18 protein-coding genes are annotated in these 17,716 nt (G+C 47.3%); 13 read left to right on the forward strand and 5 right to left on the reverse strand.

Translation table 11 applies throughout. The annotated features are described in order from the left end of the window. Positions 1–107: 107 nt before the first annotated feature. The 6 genes from ACKTT9_RS13365 (at position 108) to ACKTT9_RS13390 (ending at position 5,885) form a co-directional block, all read left to right on the forward strand. Positions 108–404, forward strand: a complete 297-nt coding sequence (locus tag ACKTT9_RS13365) for a transposase (protein ID WP_407867563.1) — start codon at positions 108–110, stop codon at positions 402–404. A gap of 11 nt (positions 405–415) precedes the next feature. Continuing rightward, a complete protein-coding gene (locus tag ACKTT9_RS13370) occupies positions 416–1,270 on the forward strand; it encodes an IS3 family transposase (RefSeq protein ID WP_407872978.1) in 855 nt (284 codons plus the stop codon). A gap of 677 nt (positions 1,271–1,947) precedes the next feature. After that, the gene (locus ACKTT9_RS13375) at positions 1,948–2,619 is read left to right on the forward strand and encodes a GntR family transcriptional regulator (protein WP_407871976.1); all 672 of its coding nucleotides are present in this window, start codon (positions 1,948–1,950) and stop codon (positions 2,617–2,619) included. Positions 2,620–2,644: 25 nt separating this feature from the next. Beyond that, complete coding sequence (gene uxuA / locus ACKTT9_RS13380) at positions 2,645–3,727, forward strand: mannonate dehydratase (protein ID WP_407871977.1); 1,083 nt, start codon at positions 2,645–2,647, stop codon at positions 3,725–3,727. A 2-nt stretch (positions 3,728–3,729) separates the two neighbouring features. Then, on the forward strand, positions 3,730–4,584 hold the full coding sequence (locus ACKTT9_RS13385; protein ID WP_157318197.1) for an SDR family oxidoreductase: 855 nt from the start codon (positions 3,730–3,732) through the stop codon (positions 4,582–4,584). 395 nt (positions 4,585–4,979) lie between these two features. Further along, on the forward strand, positions 4,980–5,885 hold the full coding sequence (locus ACKTT9_RS13390; protein ID WP_407871978.1) for an S-layer homology domain-containing protein: 906 nt from the start codon (positions 4,980–4,982) through the stop codon (positions 5,883–5,885). 43 nt (positions 5,886–5,928) lie between these two features. On the opposite strand, the gene ACKTT9_RS13395 is transcribed toward ACKTT9_RS13390, so the two are convergent. Continuing rightward, complete coding sequence (locus tag ACKTT9_RS13395; RefSeq protein WP_407871979.1) at positions 5,929–6,768, reverse strand: helix-turn-helix domain-containing protein; 840 nt, start codon at positions 6,766–6,768, stop codon at positions 5,929–5,931. Positions 6,769–6,885: 117 nt separating this feature from the next. On the opposite strand from ACKTT9_RS13395, the gene ACKTT9_RS13400 reads away from it, so the two are divergent. Further along, positions 6,886–7,665, forward strand: coding sequence for a phytanoyl-CoA dioxygenase family protein (locus tag ACKTT9_RS13400; RefSeq protein WP_407871980.1), 780 nt, complete (start codon positions 6,886–6,888; stop codon positions 7,663–7,665). An 84-nt stretch (positions 7,666–7,749) separates the two neighbouring features. On the opposite strand, the gene ACKTT9_RS13405 is transcribed toward ACKTT9_RS13400, so the two are convergent. Further along, positions 7,750–7,908, reverse strand: coding sequence for an asparagine synthase (locus tag ACKTT9_RS13405; RefSeq protein ID WP_127449393.1), 159 nt, complete (start codon positions 7,906–7,908; stop codon positions 7,750–7,752). Between the two features lie 209 nt (positions 7,909–8,117). On the opposite strand from ACKTT9_RS13405, the gene ACKTT9_RS13410 reads away from it, so the two are divergent. Both ACKTT9_RS13410 and ACKTT9_RS13415 read left to right on the forward strand, forming a co-directional pair. Then, complete coding sequence (locus ACKTT9_RS13410) at positions 8,118–9,611, forward strand: alpha-N-arabinofuranosidase (protein ID WP_407871981.1); 1,494 nt, start codon at positions 8,118–8,120, stop codon at positions 9,609–9,611. 6 nt (positions 9,612–9,617) lie between these two features. Beyond that, entirely contained in the window at positions 9,618–9,896 is a 279-nt protein-coding gene (locus ACKTT9_RS13415; protein WP_407871982.1) for a DUF6171 family protein, read from the forward strand. Between the two features lie 106 nt (positions 9,897–10,002). Here ACKTT9_RS13415 and ACKTT9_RS13420 read toward each other — a convergent pair whose 3' ends face one another. Next, positions 10,003–10,161: a hypothetical protein gene (locus tag ACKTT9_RS13420; RefSeq protein WP_164819394.1), complete on the reverse strand. Its 159-nt coding sequence runs from the start codon at positions 10,159–10,161 to the stop codon at positions 10,003–10,005. A gap of 24 nt (positions 10,162–10,185) precedes the next feature. After that, positions 10,186–10,509, reverse strand: a complete 324-nt coding sequence (locus tag ACKTT9_RS13425) for a winged helix-turn-helix transcriptional regulator (RefSeq protein ID WP_407871983.1) — start codon at positions 10,507–10,509, stop codon at positions 10,186–10,188. Between the two features lie 172 nt (positions 10,510–10,681). Between ACKTT9_RS13425 and ACKTT9_RS13430 the strand changes: the two genes are divergently transcribed. Together ACKTT9_RS13430 and ACKTT9_RS13435 are read left to right on the forward strand one after the other, a co-directional pair. Beyond that, entirely contained in the window at positions 10,682–11,902 is a 1,221-nt protein-coding gene (locus tag ACKTT9_RS13430; RefSeq protein ID WP_407871984.1) for an MFS transporter, read from the forward strand. Positions 11,903–11,957: 55 nt separating this feature from the next. Next, entirely contained in the window at positions 11,958–12,323 is a 366-nt protein-coding gene (locus tag ACKTT9_RS13435; protein WP_407871985.1) for a group I truncated hemoglobin, read from the forward strand. Positions 12,324–12,398: 75 nt separating this feature from the next. Here ACKTT9_RS13435 and ACKTT9_RS13440 read toward each other — a convergent pair whose 3' ends face one another. Beyond that, positions 12,399–14,777, reverse strand: a complete 2,379-nt coding sequence (locus ACKTT9_RS13440) for an immune inhibitor A domain-containing protein (protein ID WP_407871986.1) — start codon at positions 14,775–14,777, stop codon at positions 12,399–12,401. 219 nt (positions 14,778–14,996) lie between these two features. On the opposite strand from ACKTT9_RS13440, the gene ACKTT9_RS13445 reads away from it, so the two are divergent. Together ACKTT9_RS13445 and ACKTT9_RS13450 are read left to right on the forward strand one after the other, a co-directional pair. Next, positions 14,997–16,550 (forward strand): FAD-dependent oxidoreductase, encoded by a 1,554-nt coding sequence (locus ACKTT9_RS13445; RefSeq protein WP_407871987.1) that lies wholly within the window; start codon positions 14,997–14,999, stop codon positions 16,548–16,550. 67 nt (positions 16,551–16,617) lie between these two features. Beyond that, the gene (locus ACKTT9_RS13450; protein ID WP_407871988.1) at positions 16,618–17,712 is read left to right on the forward strand and encodes a low temperature requirement protein A; all 1,095 of its coding nucleotides are present in this window, start codon (positions 16,618–16,620) and stop codon (positions 17,710–17,712) included. Positions 17,713–17,716: the final 4 nt, after the last annotated feature.

The following is a 17,716-nucleotide window of genomic DNA, read 5'->3' on the forward strand; positions in this document are numbered from 1 at the left end:
ATTGGCTCTATCCAATTTTTAACGGACTCCATGCGGCTAGAATTAGAAGTGGACACATCGTTAAGTGACCCCAATAATAGACTTAACGAATAGGAGGGTGTCCGCCCATGGGAGAGCAACGCCAACGATATAATGAAGAATTTAAAAAACAGGCAGTAAAATATGTTCAGGAACAAACAAAGACATTGCCGGAGATTGCAGAGGAAATGAACATTCCAGCCGGAACATTAAAGAATTGGATGACAAAATATCGCTCCTTTGAAAACGAGCCTGTAGGTAACCCAGAGAAACTACGGGACATCGAGAAACGCCTGCAGGCCTCTGAGCGGGAGAAAGAGGATCTCCGGGAGGAACTGGCCATTCTAAAAAAGGCACTGCACATCTTCAGCAAAGAAAGGAACTAAGGTTCCAGTTCATCGAAGATCATCGCTCTGAGTTTCGGGTGGCGAAGATGTGCAGGGTCATGCAGGTATCGAGGAGCGGTTTCTACAAGTGGCAACAGGCGCTACCCAGCGAGCAAGAACTGCATAAAGCAGCGGTACTGAAGCGAATTGGTTATCACTTTCATGATTCCGGGGAGCGTTATGGCAGCCCCAAAATTACTCGTATGCTGTGGAAAGAGGGTTTAACCATCTCAGAGCGTACCGTCAGTGTTTACATGAAAGAGCTAGGACTACGTTCCTGTGTATCTCGCAAGTTTAGAGTACAAACGACGGATTCCAATCACAACCTACCAACTGCGCCAAATGTACTTGATCAGAAGTTTGCAACCGATACACCGGAGAAGGTCTGGGTAGCAGACATTACCTATATCCCTTGTCGAGAAGGTCGATTGTATCTAGCAAGTGTTTTGGACTTGTGCACCAAAGAAATCGTAGGCTGGCGGCTTCATGATCGAATGACAACAGAGCTCACTCTGAGCGCTCTAGAAGCCGCTTATCAGGCTAAAAGGCCAGGCAAAGGGCTTATTCATCATTCCGATCGCGGATCACAATACGCCTCCAAAGAATACAGAGAAAAGCTAGCCTCATACTATATGCAAGCAAGCATGAGCCGCAAAGGAAACTGCTACGACAACGCCTGCATAGAGTCGTTCCACAGCATTTTAAAGAAAGAACTCATCTATTGCACGAAATTCAAAACCAAGCAGCAGGCATACGAAGCCATTTTTCGGTATATTGAGTTCTTCTATAACCGCAAAAGAGTTCATAGTGCCCTTGGCTATGTTTCGCCTGTTCAGTTTGCAGCGACCTTTGCAGAAACCGCGTGATCGGCACTTAATGGTGTGTTTACTTTCTTGACAGAAGTCCACCAGAGCCGTTATTGCTCAATAAACTAGCCATTTCTCATGTTATTTAGGTAAATAGCGGCATTCGGGTCCGTTAAAATTTCAGATAGCCCGTTTTTCGCCGAATAAGGTCTCCTCAGTCCGTAAGACAACCAATGCGCACTGCAATTCCGCTCTCAACCATTCGAAACTAGTCGGAACTTCACTATCACTAGCACACCACATTCGCAGTAATACATTCAGCACCTTAGCAGTTCGCAGAACGGTACTCAGCGCCATAGCGCCACAGTAATCTCACAAGCGAAATTAGCCCCACAACAATCAGCAGTACAGGAACCAGTCCTTTCAACCAATGCCTTTCAACCAATGCCTAGCCGGATCCCAGCTAGGTTATTTGAAATTTGTGATTGGCGCTAGAGGTGGAAGTTAGGTGTACGATGATTAGGTGGATGATATGGTGGGGCTAGTAAAGTAGCTGAAACACAGCCTGGCGAAGTTTGATCCGTCAGGCTTTTTGATGTGTAAACGCCTCATACAGCCGAGCAATTTCTACACGATAGTATGTTCCAAAATGATGAACATGAAGAACCTACTTCCCACTACCATACTTGTATGGTAGTATGGTAATAACATTTGGACACGGGAGGTGAATCACAACGTTGAAAATCAAACCCATAACAAGCACGACGCGCGATGCGGTTTATCAGGCTCTGAAAGAGCAAATTCTTATGCTGGATTTGCTGCCGGGAACAGGTATTTCGGAGAAGGAAATCTCCGTTCAATTTGGTGTGAGCCGAACGCCGGTGCGTGAGAGCTTCGTTCAGTTATCGCAAGAAGGGTTGCTGGATATCTATCCTCAGCGCGGTACGGTTGTTTCCCTTATCGACCTGGAGCGTGTGGAGGAAGCTCGTTTTATTCGAGAGCAGCTGGAACGGGCTGTTATTTCCTTAGCTTGTGAAAGCTTTCCGGCGGATTCCTTGCAGCTACTGCGTACCAATCTCGCTTATCAGCAAGTTTCCATGAGCGAGAAGGATTTTAAGAAGATGTTTGAATTGGATGAAGCTTTCCATCGGACGATCTTTGAGGGATGCAGAAAACTGAATACCTGGGCAATCATCCAGCAAGTGAATGTTCATCTGAATCGGACTCGCATGCTCAGATTAGCCGCCGATCACAGGTGGGATGAGCTCTACGAGCAGCACGAACAGATGGTGGATGCGATTGAACATCACGAAGCCGGCAAGGCTGAACAAGTGATGAATACACATCTTCACCTCACGGTTACGGATCAAACTGTATTAAAGGAGAAATTTCCGACGTATTTCAAATAAGGAATGACAGGAGGCGCTATCTGCAATGAAAATGGTATTTCGCTGGTTTGGCGAAGGCAATGACACGGTAACACTTGAGCAAATCAAGCAAATCCCTGGTGTAGAGGGCATTGTTTGGGCGCTCCACGATGTTCCGGCTGGTGAAGAGTGGCCGATGGATAAAATCTTGCAGGTTAAGGAAGCCGCAGATAAGGCCGGTCTTCATATGAAGGTCGTCGAAAGCGTTAACATTCATGAGGATATCAAGCTCGGGCTGCCCAGCCGCGATCTCTACATAGACAATTATAAGAAAACGATCGTTAAGCTGGCTGAGGTCGGCGTGAAAGTGATCTGCTATAACTTTATGCCCGTTTTTGACTGGGTAAGGACCGATCTGCATAAGGAATTGGAAGATGGATCCACTGCACTCTTTTATGAAAAAGAGAAAGTTGCCCATCTGAACTTGGAGGAACAGGTGCAGCGAATTAATGCCAATCCGAACTTCACGATGCCGGGCTGGGAGCCGGAACGTCTGGGACGCCTGACAGAATTATTTGATGCCTACCGCGATGTGACGGAAGAGCAGCTTTTTGACAATGCCAAATATTTTCTTGAAGCCATCATACCTTTTGCCGAAAAATATGATATCCGAATGGCGATCCATCCGGACGACCCGCCTTGGCCGATTTTTGGATTACCGCGCATTATTACGAGTCAAGCCAATATCCGCCGTTTCCTGGGACTAGTAGATAGTCCATATAATGGGCTGACGATGTGCAGCGGATCGCTTGGTGCAAATCCGGCGAATGATATCGTTGGAATCGTCAATGAATTCGCTGATCGGATTCCATTTGCGCATATTCGCAATGTACGTGTGTACGAGAATGGCGATTTCATTGAAACTTCACATCGGACAACAGACGGCACTGTAGATATCGCCGGCATTGTAAATGCGCTGCATGAGAAGGATTATGAAGGATTTTGCCGTCCGGATCATGGACGACATATTTGGGACGAGCAATGCAGACCTGGTTACGGCCTGTATGATCGTGCGCTTGGCATTATGTACTTATGGGGATTGTGGGACGCAAACCGCAGAAAATTACAATCCGGAAGGATGGGGGACTAGACATGAAAGGCATTACGAATTTTCCAGCATTGCAAGGTAAAGTTGTCGTTATTACAGGAGGAGCCGGCGTATTGTGCCGGGTTATGGCCTTGGAACTCGCACGACAAGGCGGGCGAATCGCCATTCTGAACCGTACCGTGGAAAAAGGGCAGGAGGTTGTGGCTGAGATTGCCGCAGCAGGCGGCGAAGCCATTGCTTTGTCCTGCGACGTAACGGATGCAGAGAGTGTAGCACAGGCCGCAGAAGCGATCCTGGAGCAGCTCGGACCGTGCGATATCTTGATCAATGGCGCCGGAGGCAATCATGCCAGTGCGAATACGACGAACGAAACGTTCAAGCTGGAAGACTTGGCGAATCCGGATATTCAGACCTTCTATGATTTAAGCGTGACCGGATTCCGCAATGTGCTTGACTTGAACTTTGTCGGGACGTTGATTCCGACGCAGATTTTTACAAAACAAATGATCGGCAGACAAGACGCTACCGTCATCAATATTTCGTCCATGAGCGCGCCGTCGCCGATGACGAAAGTTCCGGCTTATAGCGCTGCTAAGGCCGCCATTGATAACTTCACGCAGTGGTTAGCCGTGCATTTGGCGGAAAGCGGCATTCGCGTCAATGCGATTGCGCCGGGCTTTTTCTTGACGAAGCAGAACGAGAAGCTGCTGCTGAAGGAAGACGGTACGCTCACGGAGCGTTCGCACAAAATCATTACCCATACGCCGATGCGCCGATTCGGGAAACCCGAAGATCTGCTCGGCACGCTGCTTTGGTTGACGGACCCTAACATGTCCGGCTTCGTAACCGGCGCCACCATTCCGGTGGACGGCGGATTCATGGCCTATTCGGGCGTATAGGGAATTTGCTGCTATCGCTTGGGCGATTGCTCCCTGACAGGGAAACTATAGGGCGCTATTTCATCTGAAATAGCGCTCTTTTTTTGTGGACGGGAACTGTGGGCCGTTATTTGTCCGTTTTCTAGAAGAAAACAGGATTGCCTTACAAATAAGGTCCTGTAGCTCCGTTTGAACGCGGAAACGGGCTGAATTGCTAGAATTAGCGGCCTGTAGTTCCCTAAAGCTGTATCGCCCGCCGCCAAGTGTCTCAGTGACGCTGGCTTGTTGTTTAAGCGCCAATTATCGCAAGTTCAAAAATTTATTCAAACGCGTGCAACCTTTTTTGAAACAGCTCCGTTTAATAGGTAACTCGAAAGGGTGATAAAAAATAACTTGTTAAAAGGAGAATAGTTACTGTGAAAAAATTAGCTACTGCCGCACTATCGACTGTTTTATTGGGAGCATTGTCATTTAATACTGCATTTGCCTTCTCGGATGTTGAAAGTGGACAAGCCGAGGCGATTAATGCACTGCGTGATCGTGGCGTTGTAAGTGGTATTGATCACGAACATTTTGCTCCAAAAGGAAAAATCAGCTATGCGCAATCCGTCCAAATCATTGTAAAAGGCTTGGGACTGAACATGGATTTGCTCCGTTTCGTCAAGCAGCCGCTTGCTTCTGATTTCTATACAAACGTCCAAAATGACTCTTGGTATGCCGAAGCGTTCATTATCGCTCATTACAACGGCGTTGATCTTCCGAAAGATGTAAATCCGAATGCTAGCATTACACGTGAGCAATTCGGGGCGTTACTCATGACTGCGCTTGAGAAAAAAGGCAATTTCCCACTGATTAACATCAAACCGGCGGACATTAAGGATGCTGACCAAATTACACCGGAGTATCAAGGTTCTCTGCAGCGTATGCTCGCTTATAAAATTGCCGCACTCGATAACAACGGCAAGCTAAGCCCAAAAGCGGAAATTACACGCGGCGAAGCAGCGACTTGGGTATATAACGCAAGCAAAGTGTTGGACGCGCACACTCAGGTTCCAGCGCCAACAGAAACCGTTGCCGTTAATGTTGAGAAAGTTTCCGATGATGTTAACAAGGTGACATTGTCTCGGGAAACGAAACCAACTGGGGGATATGGGATTGAAATTACAAGTATCCAATTTGGAGAAGATGGCAATGCCGTTATTTCTTACAAACTGGTCGATCCAGAGCCGGATGCCATGAACGTTCAAGTGATTACGGAACCGAAAGCGGTCACGTATGTCTCTTCCAAATACAAAGCTGTAGCTGAACCGGCTGCAAAATAATAAAAAGTGCTTCCTCGTCATACCTGATGAGAGAAGCACTTTTTTATTGCGAGTGGGATGGTTGGAGCGATTCTTTCCGGAATGTTCCAGGAGCCAGACCGGTCGCTTTTTTAAACAAATTTTGAAATGCCGTGACGCTCTCATACCCGACTAATCGCGCGATTTGTTCCACAGAGAACTCGGTAGTAGTCAAATAACGGCGAGCCGCGTGGATGCGCTGGTGAATGGCGAATTGAATCGGGCTCTCCCCGTAAGCGTCTCGAAACAAGTGGCTTAGATGCGATGGGCTCAGATAAACATGGTCGGCAATTTGTTTGATCGTGAGGGGTTCATGGTACCGCTCTTCGATGTATCGTCTTGCTTTTGTTATCACGGTTTGCGAGGACAAGCGCGCTGTCTTCCCAGGGGCATGATGTTTCGATCGATGCACCTCCAAAAGCAGTAGTTCTAACAGCAAGCCACTGGAAGTTAACACCTCCGACCAACCTTCATTAACCTCGTCACAGAGCTCTTGAAAGAGATGTTTGATTCGCTCAGCATTGGAACTTACAGAGAATACCGGCTGTTCATCCTCCTCCAGAAGGTAATTCGCCGGCAATCCTTCCACCTGAAGAGAGTGAAATCCTGCATAATAAAAGGAAAAGGGGGCTTCGATGCGCGAGCGCTCTTCGTGCCACACCAGAGGATGAAAGATGACCATATCTCCGGCCCGCGCTTCATAATGCTTACCATCAATCCAATAGTCCGCTTCTCCCTCAGCTATAAAAAGAATCTCCATCATGGCTTCATGACGGTGCAGGGGAAAATGACAGCTTTCACCGGTTTTGCGATGAAATGCGATCGCGCCTTCCAAGATCGGCCGCTTTATAAAAATAGAGCTCATTTGTCATCCCCTTTTGCAAGATTGAATAGGTATGCCGCAGCTCTCAGAATCGATAATTCCATATGATTAGCTTAGCATATAAGTATCAAATCGAACAATGATTCAGGAGGTGCAAGCATGCATCCAAACACGTCGATTCACAAGATTGAAGAGGCTTTGTTGGCTTTGGGTGTTACAGACGATCTATTGACGGCTGAAGAGAAGAAGAGTCTCGATGAGCGAGGTTTCGTCTTGTTTACCGGGATGTTAAACACAGATGAGCTAGAAACGTTTCGCGCCAAGTATGAAGAGTTAATGGACAAAGAGGGGATGAACGCGGGGAAAGAGGTTCATCAGGAGGAAGGGACACGGAGGCTCTCCGATTTGGTGAATAAAGGCGAATGCTTCGACCGGGTCTATACGCATCCGAAGCTATTGGCTGCCATCTATCACGTGCTGCAACGGGAGTTCATGCTTTCCTCGCTGAATGCGCGTGATGCCATTCCTGGCGCGGGATTGCAGGCGCTTCATGCCGATTGGGGCGCACGCAAAGAGCACGAGCCGTTCCACGTGTGCAATTCGATCTGGCTTATTGACGACTTCACGCCAGAGAACGGAGCTACTCGCGTCGTACCCGGAACGCATAAGCTGCCTGGTTATCCGCGTGAGTACGGCATCGATCCTCTTGCGCCTCACCCGCAGGAGGAGTTGATTGTCGCGCCTGCCGGCTCCGTCGGCGTCTTCAATTCGCACCTCTGGCACGGCGGTACGCTGAACCAAACAGCCAAGACGAGGCGTGCTCTTCACGCGTATTTCACGGCCAGAGAACACAAGCAGCAGCTCGACCAGGCTGCCTATATTCGCAAGCGGACTTACGACCGAATAAGCCCTGCCGCGCGTTATATATTGAATGTATAATTACATTCATTTCAACAGAAAAAGACCTGACGGATGAAGATCATCCGTTAGGTCTTTTTCACAATCTGCGAGCCTTCCCAAGCGCTACCGATGTTCGATGAGGTCAATAGCCCCTAGAACGACATGAGCTAGGCCAAATCCGAGCACACCAGTTGCTGCAAGCTTATACTTGCTACCGAGTAAGGAAGCAGCAGAAGCCGTTACGACAGTTCCAAGAACAGCAGGGATCAAACCTTCACGCATGTGTATCACTCCCACCAGTTTATTTGGAAAGACAAAGCTTATTTTAGATCAAAAGAAAGGAAATTATCCGTCTGGAAGCATTGGGGATCCTTGGGGCTGACGATTCAAAAAAACGGTTGCAAAAGCAGGAAGATCAACTTATGATAATAATTGAATTTATGAAATTACTTATTGATTAATGAAAATATTAATTTAAGGAGCGAATTTCTGTGACTAACCGGATAACTGTTAACGCCGATCGAGCGAAAGGCACAATTAATCGCAATATTTACGGACATTTTTCCGAGCATTTGGGAAGATGCATTTACGAAGGTTTATGGGTGGGCGAAGATTCAGAAATTCCTAACACGAAAGGGATTCGGAACGATGTCGCCGCTGCGTTAAAAAAGATGAAAATCCCGGTATTACGCTGGCCAGGCGGCTGCTTCGCAGACGAATACCACTGGAAGGACGGCATCGGTCCGAAAGAAAACCGGAAACAAATGATTAATACCCATTGGGGCGGCGTGGTGGAAAATAATCATTTTGGGACGCATGAATTTATGATGCTCTGTGAGATGTTGGAATGCGAGCCGTATATCAACGGCAATGTAGGGAGCGGAACCGTTCAAGAGATGGCCGATTGGGTCGAATATTTGACCTTCGAAGGTGTGTCGCCTATGGCTGAATTGCGCGAAGCAAACGGGAGACCTGAGCCGTGGAAAGTGAAATATTTCGGTGTGGGTAATGAGAATTGGGGCTGTGGAGGGAACATGCGGCCTGAATATTACGCAGACTTGTACCGTCAATTTCAGACCTATGTCCGCAATTATGGCAGCAATCGCATACATAAAATTGCTTGTGGGCCGAACACGGACGACTATCATTGGATGGAAACTTTGATGAAGCAGGCTCATCGTTTTATGGATTCTATTACGGTGCATTATTACACGGTTCCCGGTGATTCCTGGCAGGAGAAAGGGGCGGCAACCGGATTCCCTGAAGACATGTGGCGCGTAACGTTGAAGAAAGCCTTGTTCATGGAAGAGTTGATCAGCAAACATTCCGCTATTATGGATCAGTATGATCCGGACAAGCGAATTGGGCTGCTCGTTGATGAGTGGGGGACGTGGCACGATGTGGAGCCGGGAACGAATCCAGGCTTTCTGTATCAGCAGAATACGATTCGTGATGCGTTAGTCGCCGGGATTTCGCTGAACATTTTTAATGAGCATTGTGATCGCGTACAGATGGCGAACATTGCGCAGTTGGTGAATGTACTGCAGGCTGTGATCCTCACCGAAGGGGAGAAAATGGTACTTACGCCAACCTATCATGTATTCGACATGTATAAGGTTCATCAGGATGCGCAGCTGTTGGATGTGCATCAGTCCATTACGGAACTTGGCGAGGGGAAACAAGCCATTCCACAAATCTCCGTTTCGGCTTCCAAAGATGAAGAGGGCCGGATACATATCAGCCTTTGCAATCTGGATCATCAAGCTGGCGCAAAGGTTGAGGTTGAGCTGCGCGGCTTGGTCGACAAATTGGTATCTGTGCAAGGTACAACATTAACTTCAGACGCAATCGACGGTCACAATACCTTCGAAGAGAAAGATAATGTAGCGCCAACGGAATTCACAGCGTTCAACTTGATCGATCAGGTGATTCATGCGGAGCTTCCTCCGATGTCTGTCACGGTTTTGGCATTGACCGCGGAGTAAGCTGTGATGCTTGAGAATCGCCAGAGCAAAGGATGCCGCGAGGATTTCAAGATTACAGCCTCGCAAATTGACAAGATGCTGCAAGCACCTATGTTTCAGTTGGCAGAAGCCTGCGTCCCCGATTCGGTGTACCGCGAGCGGTTAAGCCGGTGCAGCGAGTGTCCTAAGCTCGTCGGCGGTCATACGTGCTCGCTATGCGGATGTATTGTGCGAATTACCGCCAAGCTGCGGGACAAGAGCTGTCCATATCCAGGCGGGACGGGATGGCAGCGATATGAGGCTTAGAGAGGGCGTACGCGTACAAACTCTCAAGTAAAATAGGCCGTCAGGGAAGAAGTAGGATATCTACTTCCCTGACGGCCTATTCATTATTCAGGAACTGATTGAAGACCTATTTCTTAATCAACTTCAATTGGATGGCCTGCTCTTCGGTCAAAATGAATTCCTCTTTGGGCCATATCTCTTCATTTTTATCCCGACCGAAGAGACGTAAAATCTCATTCCATACGCCTTTTTCAATGGCTTCCGCGGCTGAAATCATGATTTTCACATTCATCGCCTCCAAGTGTTGTTTCTATACTTCTACGAACTCGTTTTGCAGAATATGCTGCTCTCCCCAGGCACACATGGCATCGAGGATCGGCTTGAATGACCAACCATACGGTGTTAAAGAATAGACAACTTTGGGCGGTACTTGCTCATAGCTCGTTCTTTTCACCATTCCGTCCTGCTCAAGCTCGCGCAGCTGCTGCGTGAGCATTTTCTGCGTGATATCAGGCATCAATCTTTTTAATTCGCTTGTACGTTTGTCGCCTTTATCCAAATGGCATAAAATGACGACCTTCCATTTGCCGCCGATTACATCAAGCGTAGCTTCAACGGGAACATTATAGGGCATAGTTTACCTCCGTATTTAGGGTAGGAACTTTTAAGTACCTATAGTACTTTGGAGTATCTATAGAACTTCAAAGTGCGTACTTATCAAATAGTTCTTGTGATCCTATAATAACACTCAGACAACAAAAGTAAAGTGTTGCTGCAGGTCACATACATTCAAATAGGAGGATATTATGAGTCAAACTATCGCACCAGCTGCATCTATACAGAAAGATAAGCTGCTTACAGGGAAATGGGCGCTCCTTGCGCTGGCCATCAGTGCGTTCGGGATTGGGACGACCGAATTCGTTCCCGTTGGCCTTCTGGCATCGGTCGCCGATGACTTGCACATCGGGATCACGCTTGCCGGACTTCTGATCTCCGGTTATGCCATCGGGGTTGCGATTGGCGCGCCAATCCTGACTGCACTTACAAACCGGATGAACCGCAAGACATTACTGATGCTTCTCATGGTCATATTCATTGTAGGAAATGTCGCTGCCGCGCTTTCCACATCATTCTCATTTCTGCTGGTTGCTCGCTTTATAACCGCCTTTTCGCATGGTGTCTTCTTCTCGATCGGCGCGACGATTGCCGTCCAGCTCGTTCCACCGCAGAAAAAAGCCAGCGCCATTGCCTTAATGTTCACTGGGCTGACAGTCGCAACGGTAACCGGGGTACCGCTTGGAACGTTTATTGGACAATCGTTAGGCTGGAGAGCCACGTTCTGGGGAGTTGCCTTGCTTGGTGTTATTGCAATCATCGCCATTTCAATATTAATTCCAAAAAATCTGAAACAATCGCCTCCTGCCAAGTTTTCGGATATGCTCCGTTTGGTAACGAACTCTCGATTGATTCTGGGTTATGCCATCACAGCGCTTGGATATGGAGGAACATTTGTTGCTTTCACTTATTTAACCCCGATTTTGCAAGATGTAACAGGACTTAATACAAATGTCGTTTCTATCGTGCTGCTTGTCTACGGGGTTGCAGTAGCGATCGGTAACTCGGTCGGCGGAAAATGGGCGAATCACAATCCGCTTCGTGCCTTATTCTGGATGTTCATTGTTCACGCGGTTATTCTGATTGTGTTAACGTTCTTGCTGCCGTTCAAAGTGGCGGGTTTGATTGGTGTCTTTCTAATGGGGCTGCTCGCGTTTATGAACGTGCCAGGTCTTCAGTTAAATATCGTTCAACTCGCTGAAAAATATGTGCCATCTGCCGTAGACGTTGCTTCCGCGTTGAATATTGCGGCCTTCAACGTAGGGATTGCTATAGGCTCATTAGTTGGTGGCTTGGTTGTCGACACGATCGGACTGCAACAAACACCATGGATCGGTGGTTTAATGGTCTTGGTAGCTGTTGTTCTCACAGCCGTATCAGCCAAGTTGGAGCGAAAAAAAATCCAGGCATGAATCTAACAATTCAGGAGAAAATATCCATAGAACTCACTTGTAAAGGATGAAATCTGTGGATCAAACAATAACGTTATATGAAAAAATTGGCGGAGAGCCCGCAATCGCTAAAGTAGTCGACTACTTCTATGAACTTATTTTAGCTGATGATACGGTGAATGAGTTTTTTAAGAACACGGACATGGAGAAACAAAGGAAGCATCAAACTAAATTTATTTCCTTTGCTTTAGGTGGCCCGAATCAATATTCGGGTTTATCGATGGCTAGAGCCCATAAGGGAATGAATTTACAGCCGGTGCATTTTAATGCCGTAGCCAACCATCTCTCCGAAGCTCTTGCGCATTTTGAAGTGCCCAAACCTGAGATTGATCAAGTAATTACGCATGTTGCTTCGCTCAAAGACGATATTCTTTATAAGTAGCCAGATTTGGTTAAAATGAGAAGGGGACTGTCCAATAATTATGGACAGTCCCTTTTTCAAAAGATTCAAATCGCTTTACTTGTGAATCCAAATCAATCCGGCAGAATTATCTTTCGCTTCGCCGATGACCCGGAATTTCAATCCGAATTTCGGCACCAAGCGGCCCGCGTCTGGAATCAGCTCATTCGAATACAACTTGGCATCGGAGAATTCCTCAACTCCCGGCAAAGATTTGTAGTTGTATTCGCCTCTCGTTTCATTATTGACGTACCATGCCGGTGTTTTATCCAGTGAAAAGGCTGCATCCGCAACTTGATAGCGGGTTGTTTGTGAGACGGAATCCTGTCCGTCTTTCTTGAACACCAGCGCTGCGGCATGAGAGTCTACAACACCGAGGAAACCCTGTCCTGGATGAACACCAACCCAGTTATCCAGATAACTGTCATCGGCATACCATACGACGAGTCCAGTGTTGTACTTAACTCCGCGGCTGAATGCCAGCGCTTTGTCAGCTCCTTCGTAGTTTCTCCACTCCAGATAATAGTAGTGCTTCTTCAATTCCATCCCGTTCGATTGAACGAAGCCGTCCAGGTTAAAAGCGGAAGCTCCTTCAGCGTCATCGGAGAACGCTACTTTCCCATCAACGGTTAATTTGGCGTTATCCATGGCAAAACCGTTCAGAGCCAGCCCGCCATCGGTCACATAGTCGAAGTTCAGCTTCACTTTTTTGCCAATGAATGGCGCTAAGTTGTAGGACTTGTCCACCCAAACCCCATTCGAGGTTTCTGCGCGTGCGTCTCCGTTCGTATCATCGTCCCCAATGACATCGAGCGTCACTTCTTGTCCATCATAGGTAGCCGCCGTTACCGTCAGATAGTCGTATTCGAATTCAACCTCATACAAGGATTTGAAATCAAACGTCGCCGTTTGCGCATTGGTCAAGTCAAATTCCGGCGTCGATAGAGTCGTATGCAGGTTATCGCCTTTTGTACTGTAATAGTAGCGGGAGCCAAAAGCGGGCTGAATGCCTTGGACGGCTTTATCCGGCAAATTGACTTTGACGATTCCTGGATTTTTCGACTTCGTTACGCTTTGATCAATAATGGCCGCCTTCCCTAATTGGTTAATGTCCGAAGCGTTAACCTCGGTGACGTTAGCCCAATTGCCGCCCATCGTTTTTTGGAAAAAATCTTTATTCTGCGGTGAAAAAGAGGTCGGAGTCGTACCGGCAATATTTCCGTTCCAGCTGCCGCCGCTCATAATCGACCAAGAAGCAATCGGCTCGCCTTGCCCGCTGTATTGGGTATCGTATTCATCCGGCAGTCCCAAATCATGCCCGAATTCATGGGCGAATACGCCGACTGCGCCGTCCTCAGGCTGTATCGTATAATCGTAAGCGGCCATCTTGCCGCCCCAATAGCTGACGGGGGTTGACGTTCCCGCAATCGGGTACACGCCATCCAGCGTCCAACGATGCGACCAAATGGCATTGTCGCCTAAGGCGCCGCCGCCGGCTTCTTGCCCCGTACCCGCATGGATAACCATGAGATGGTCGACTAAACCGTCGGGTTCATTTTGATTACCATCGCCATCGAGGTCGTACAAATCGAATTTATCATAATCAGCCAAGTTAATGCCTTTGGCAACAGCGGCGTTAAGCGCATCTTTGACGAGATCGCGAGGACCAAGCGGGGCCAGGTTATCATGACCGCCAGCAGGGTTATCGTCTCCATACTGAGCGGCAGTGCCGGGAACCGTTAACCAGTCAGAGACGTAGCCATCAACCGTATAGCTGCCGCCGGACTGTTCTTCGTAGTATTGTTTAAAGGTTTGAATTTTTGATCCATCGAACAATTTAAAATCTTTATCGCCAAACATGAGCTTACGATAATGCTCGGGACTGAAGTCTTTGGCGTACATGAAACCAGGTTCTTGTTTCACATTGTTATGTTTTACGTCGGCAAATTCGGTCAACAGCACAAGGACTTTGTCCTCTCGAACAGGTCCGTTATAGCGATCCTGCTTGGCGGATGGAATAGGGATGCCGTTGCCGTTTCCGATTTTGAGATTATCCATGCCATGGTTCATTTGCGATAATAATTTCACTTTTTGTTTCGCGACAAAATCTTTCGACTTTTTATCCATTTCATCATGCAGTCTATTCTTCTGATCTGCTTTGGCGTTTACTAGTTTCTTATTTTTGACAGATAAATAGCTTTTTACTGCTTTGGATATTTGTTCGGGTGTAGCGCTTTTGTTCAAAAGACCACGATCCATCAGCCCCTTGGCCAGGCGTTCGTCGTTCACGATCATCGCATCGATCGGTGGTGCGTCCAGTGCCTCCAGTGCTTCCGAGTAGCCGGTTTCTGCGGCGGATGCCGTGGTTGCAAATAGTCCTACCGTTAAACTTGTTGCGAAAAACACGTTCGTCATTTTCATGATGGTCTTATTCAATCATCAAACCTCCTAGTAGATAAATTAATTGACCGTTGTACAGTTAAATTAAATAATAGATTCCCAAATCTAGTAAGTGCTGCTAGACCTGCACAATTCGACCTACCACTTATTTCCTTATTCGACTTTTCCTGCTTTTCGGAACAGTGGAATTTGTAGAATAAAAGAAGATAAAAGAGGTTAATTTATCCAAAAAAGGTTTTCAAGGAGGCTGTTATTATGTCGTTCGACCCAAGTAAGGACCCATTCCCGCAGTTTCCCAAATCGGTTTGGCTAAGCGAGACCGAGATGCCAACTTTTCCAAAGCTAGCAAACGACATTGAAGCTGACGTGGCTGTGGTAGGTGCAGGGATCACGGGGATGACAACCGCTTATTTGCTTGCGAGCAAAGGGTTTAAGGTTGTCCTTCTTGATGCTGGCAAAATTGCAAACGGCACAACGGGGCACACGACGGCCAAAGTCACCGCGCAGCATGATTTGGTGTATGACGAATTTATTTCTCATTTCGGCGAAGAGAAGTCGCGGCTTTATTACGAAGCGAATCGTGACGCTTTGAATTTTATAAAGAATTTGGTCGTTGAGCAGACGATCCCCTGCCAGTTCAAAGAAGAGGATGCCTACATCTATACCGTTGAGGAAGCAAATGTGGCAAAGATAGAGGCTGAAAGTAAAGCTTACGAAAAGCTCGGAATTCCTGGAGGTTATTTGGCGCAACCGCCGCTGCCGTCCCAGACCCAGGCGGCGATTGTGATGAAACATCAGGCGCAGTTCGATCCGATTCCCTTCCTGAAACATATCGCACAATTGTTCATTCAGCTTGGCGGACAAATATTTGAACAAACGACCGTTGTGGGTGTGGATAAAGGAACTCCGGCAACCGTGAAGACAAGCGAAGGTTTTCATATTACATGCAACTTTGTTGTATCATCTTCCCATTTTCCGTTTAATGACCGAAACGGTTTTTACTTTGCAAGGCTGCACGCGGAGAAATCGTATGCCCTTGCGGCTAAAACCGAAATAAGTTTGGCTGGCGGCATGTATATCAATGCGGATACGCCTGCACGTTCGCTTCGCACGGTGATGGTGAATGGGGAGGAGCTGCTGTTAATAGGCGGAGAGAGCCACAAGACGGGACAAGGGATTTGTACGTTTCAGTATTACGAGGCGCTTCGGCAGTTTGGCATTGAACAATTCAACTTGCAGGAAGTCAGGTATCATTGGTCGGCACAAGATTTGTTAACCCTCGACAAGCTGCCTTATATTGGGCGGGAGGTCTCTGATGAGCCGAACATTTTGATCGCGACTGGCTTTAAAAAGTGGGGAATGACCACCAGTGTCGCGGCGGCGATTCTCAATACAGCCCTCATAGCAGGTGAGAAAAGTCCCTATGAAGAGCTCTTCTCACCATCCAGATTTCATGAGGACCCTATGATCAAAACCTTTATCATGTCGAATGCCAATATCGCCAAGCATCTAATAGCCGGGAAGTTCGATATCGTCCATCGGCAAGTAGAGGAGCTGCAAAACGACGAAGGCGCTGTAGTTCGAGTGAACGGAAAACGAGCAGGCGCCTACCGGGATACGAGCGGAGAGCTGTATGTTGTTGATACGACTTGTACGCACATGGGCTGTGAGGTCGAGTGGAACGAGGCGGAGAGATCATGGGACTGCCCATGTCATGGCTCACGGTTTTCTTATACGGGCACTGTGATCGAAGGGCCAGCCAAACAACCGCTAACACAGGTGGGTGTACTCGACGATCAAAAAAAATAACAATTCCCCCCTGTTTGTTCGGTATAATATAGGCAAGCTATATGATTTCTGTAAATGGGGGACTGATATGAACATCGCAAAGAAAGTAACGTGGTTAGAGCTTTTTTATGACTTGCTGTTTGTAGCTGCCGTGTCTAAGGCAACACATGTGCTGCTGCATGCTGACCACGGGACGGTTTCACTGGAGTATATCATCAAATTTGTGCTTATTTTTATTCCCATCTGGTGGGCATGGGTAGGGCAAACGCTGTTTAATAACCGATATGGGCAGGACGTCTTCGCTCACCGCATCTACATGATTCTGCAACTGTTTTTTGTGCTCATCATGACGTTTAGTTTATCGCCGGATTTTGATCGGTATTACGTTCCATTTTTTATAGGTTACATAGGTTCAAGGGTGTTAACAGCTCTTCAATACTTAGCGATTCATAAAAAGGAAGAATCCCACCGTGCTGCGACGGCGCGATTTCTAGGGACGCGGTTTTGGATCGGCATCGTGATTTCGAGCGCATCCTTATTTTTCGATTCCTGGGTGAGGTATCTGATTCTCTACGCGGGAATTGCCATCGATGTATTTCTACCGGTCATTGGTAGACGATTCTTGGTACATACGCCTATTAACACGCACCACTTATTGGAACGGTTTGCCTTATTTACGCTCATTCTATTAGGGGAATCAGTCGTGAGTACGTTGGCTGTTTTACAGAATAGCAATGGCACGTGGGCATCGATTTTATTTGCCGCGTTGGCTTTTATTCTAGTTATTGGGATTTGGTGGCAGTATTTTGAGAATATCGAGCGAAAAGTGGATAAGGCGCTGCAAACAGCCGGACAAACGATTATTTATGGTCATTTGCTCGTTTATTTATCGCTAAGTACAATCGCGGCATCGATTCAACTGCTCTTTATGGAGCAAGTGGACTACCACTTTATTTTGGTGATGGTATTTCTCTCCGTTCTGTTGTACTTCGTCTCGACGACGATCATTTTCCATCGGTACCGGCATAAGCACCTGCAGCTGAGACCCATTCATTTGGCACTATTTTTAGGAATCTTAGGCGTTTTTTTTGTTATCGACTTGTTTATTGTTGTACCTAACTATGTGATTATGGCTGAAATGGCCTTGTTTTTTCTGGTTTATGCGAGATTAGCAACCCGTTAGTTGT

It is taken from the genome of Paenibacillus sp. P36 (assembly GCF_045866505.1).
Taxonomy (GTDB): domain Bacteria; phylum Bacillota; class Bacilli; order Paenibacillales; family NBRC-103111; genus Paenibacillus_E; species Paenibacillus_E chondroitinus.